Source organism: Sphingopyxis sp. (assembly GCF_035250425.1).
In the GTDB taxonomy this organism is placed as follows: domain Bacteria; phylum Pseudomonadota; class Alphaproteobacteria; order Sphingomonadales; family Sphingomonadaceae; genus Sphingopyxis.
In genome coordinates this window covers 1-3027 of sequence record NZ_DATFFD010000103.1, presented here as the reverse complement: position 1 = coordinate 3027, position 3027 = coordinate 1, and the positions used below count along the sequence as shown (strand labels likewise).

The 3027-nt window shown below is 65.0% G+C and carries 3 protein-coding genes; all 3 read left to right on the top strand.

The window, feature by feature from the left end; all coding sequences use genetic code 11:
• A partial coding sequence (secG, locus tag VJ811_RS06050; protein WP_324071367.1) for a preprotein translocase subunit SecG occupies positions 1 to 423 on the top strand: 423 nt, incomplete at its 5' end.
• Between the two features lie 107 nt (positions 424 to 530).
• Positions 531 to 2162, top strand: a complete 1632-nt coding sequence (locus tag VJ811_RS06045) for a CTP synthase (protein ID WP_324071366.1) — start codon at positions 531 to 533, stop codon at positions 2160 to 2162.
• Between the two features lie 26 nt (positions 2163 to 2188).
• Positions 2189 to 2872, top strand: coding sequence for a Crp/Fnr family transcriptional regulator (locus tag VJ811_RS06040; protein WP_324071365.1), 684 nt, complete (start codon positions 2189 to 2191; stop codon positions 2870 to 2872).
• Positions 2873 to 3027 lie beyond the last annotated feature (155 nt).

The window sequence follows — 3027 nt, the reverse complement described above, 5'->3', positions numbered from 1 at the left end:
ATCCTCGTCCTGCAGGCGCTCGTCGCCGCGGTGATGATCGGCGTCATTTTGATGCAGAAATCGGAAGGTGGCGGTCTTGGCGTCGGCGGCAGTCCCGCGGGCCTGCTTTCGGCGCGCGGCGCGGCGGATTTCATGACCCGTGCGACGACGATCCTCGCGACGGCCTTCGTCGCGCTGTCGATCGTGCTGGCTGCTATGGCCTCGGTTGGCCGCAGCGGTTCGACGATCGACACCTCGCTGTCGAAAACGGCGCAGACGAGCGGCGCGGCTCCGGCCTCGTCGCTGACTGCCCCTGCACAGCAGGCTCCTGCCAATGCGGCGCCCGCCACGGCGAGCGACGATCCCTTGGCGGCAGCAGCTGCGGCTGCGGCAAGCCCGGAAACCGCCCCGGCTCCGGCGCAGGCACCGCCCGCCAAGAAATAACCGGCGGCTTCGGCCTCCACACTAACCCGCCCGGCGGAAAATAATTCCGCCGGAAGCGATTCGACGGCTTGCGCCGTCCCCCTCCCGTTGAGTAAGTCTTTCCTCCCATGGCGCGGTTCATTTTTATCACCGGCGGCGTGGTCTCCTCGCTTGGCAAAGGTTTGATGGCGGCTAGCCTCGCGGCTTTGTTGCAAGCGCGTGGCTATCGTGTCCGTATCCGGAAGTTCGATCCCTATCTGAACGTCGACCCGGGCACGATGTCGCCCTATCAGCACGGCGAGGTCTATGTGACCGACGACGGGGCAGAAACCGACCTCGATCTGGGCCACTATGAACGCTTTACGGGCGTTGCGGCGCGGCAGAGCGACAATGTCACCTCGGGCCGCATCTATCAGGGCATCATCGCGAAGGAACGTCGCGGCGACTATCTGGGCGCGACGGTGCAGGTCGTTCCGCACGTCACCGACGCGATCAAGGAATTCGCGCGCGCCGATATCGAAGACCTCGATTTCGTGCTGTGCGAGATCGGCGGCACCGTCGGCGATATCGAATCGCTGCCGTTCATCGAGGCGATCCGTCAGCTCAAGAATGAAGAGGGGCGCGAAAACGCGATCTCGGTCCACGTCACGCTGGTGCCGTACATCGCCGCCGCGGGCGAGCTCAAGACCAAGCCGACGCAGCATAGCGTGCGCGAACTCGCCTCCTTGGGCGTCCAGCCCGACATCCTGCTCTGCCGCTGCGAAAAGCCGCTGCCCGAGAGCGAGCGCGCCAAGATCGCGCTCTTCTGTAACGTCCGCAAGGAAGCGGTGATCCCCGCGCTCGACGCCGACAGCATCTATTCGGTTCCCGTCCAATATCATGGCGAAGGGCTCGACAGCGAGGTTTTGCGCGCGTTCGGCATCCACGACGCGCCCGCGCCCGACCTGTCACGCTGGTACGACATCATGGACCGCAAGCAGCATCCCGAGGGCGAGGTCACGATCGGCGTCGTCGGCAAATATGTGTCGCTGCCCGACGCATATAAATCGCTGAACGAAGCGCTGGTCCACGGCGGCATGGCGCACCGGGTCAAGGTCAATATCCGCTGGCTCGACGCCGAAATGTTCGAACGCGACGAGGATCTCGCCGCCAACCTGGAGCCGATGCACGGCATTCTCGTGCCCGGCGGCTTTGGCGAGCGCGGGTCCGAGGGCAAGATTTCGAGCGTCCGCTTCGCGCGCGAACGCAATGTGCCCTTCCTCGGCATCTGCCTCGGCATGCAGATGGCGTGCATCGAGGGCGCGCGGAACACGAGCGGCATCGCCGACGCGTCGAGCACCGAATTCGGCCCCACCGACGAGCCGGTGGTTGGCATGATCACCGAATGGATGAGCGACGAAGGCTTGCAAAAGCGCGGCGCCGACACCGATCTGGGCGGCACGATGCGCCTGGGTGCCTATGAGGCGAAGCTGTCGCCGAACAGCCATGTCGCGAGCGTCTATGGCGCGAACGACATCAGCGAGCGCCACCGGCATCGTTACGAGGTCAACAACGCCTATCGCGAAAGCCTGGAGAAGGGCGGTCTGGTCTTTTCGGGCATGTCGCCCGATGGCATGTTGCCGGAAATCGTTGAGCGCCCGGACCATCCGTGGTTTATCGGCGTGCAGTTCCACCCGGAACTCAAGTCGAAGCCGTTCGATCCGCATCCCTTGTTTGCGGGCTTCATCGAAGCGGCGGTGAAACAGAGCCGGCTGGTCTAGCGCCGGGCAAAAGGGGTGTAGGCGCAATGGATCACGCGAAACTCGCCGAGTTGCAGGGACCCGACAGCATCTTTTCCGGGCTTTCGGTCGACGACTGGGCCGAGATCGCGCGCCGCGCGGTGCAGGTCAATTTTGTCAAGGGCAAGGAACTGCTCGTTCAGGGCGACCCCGGCGACATGATGCTGATCCTGACCGAGGGCACGGCGCGCGTGTCGATGCTGACCTCGGGCGGCCGCGAGATCGTGCTCGCATACGCCGAACCCGGCGCGATACTCGGCGAGATCGCGCTGCTCGATGGCGGCGAGCGCACGGCATCGGTGACCGCGACGAGCGCCGGGAGCGCGCTCCAGCTCGGCCGCAATGCGCTCAAGGATTTCGCCGCGAGCCACCCCGAATTCGCCTGGTCGCTGATGCAGCAACTCGCCCGGCGGCTGCGCACCGCCGACCAGACGATCGAGAGCGACCGCGCCTATGCATCGGGACCGCGGCTCGCGCGCTATCTCAAACGCCTGATCCGCAAGGATGTCGAGGCGTCGCAGCGCGTCGAACTCAGCCAGACCGAGCTAGGCAATTTCGCGGGGATGAGCCGCGAGCATATCAACCGCCAGCTCAAAAGCTGGGAGGAATCGGGCGTGATTTCGCTCGAGCAGGGGCGGGTGCGCGTGCTCGATGCCGATATGCTGGAGGATATCAGCGAGAGCGAGGGGTAGAAGGGGCGGAATATCCGCTAACGACCGGAAGCTGCCATAAGATCCTCCCTGTCGCGCAGCGATGGGGAGGTGGCAGCGCGGAGCGCTGACGGAGGGGTTTTGACGCGAGGTTGCCACCCCTCCACCACCGCTTCGCGGAGTGCTGGGTCGTCCAG

What these genes read in the sequence shown, in the direction of transcription:
- VJ811_RS06040 (WP_324071365.1), top strand. Translation starts at nt 2,189, where the DNA reads ATGGATCACGCGAAACTCGCCGAGTTGCAGGGACCCGACAGCATCTTT.
- VJ811_RS06045 (WP_324071366.1), top strand. Translation starts at nt 531, where the DNA reads ATGGCGCGGTTCATTTTTATCACCGGCGGCGTGGTCTCCTCGCTTGGC.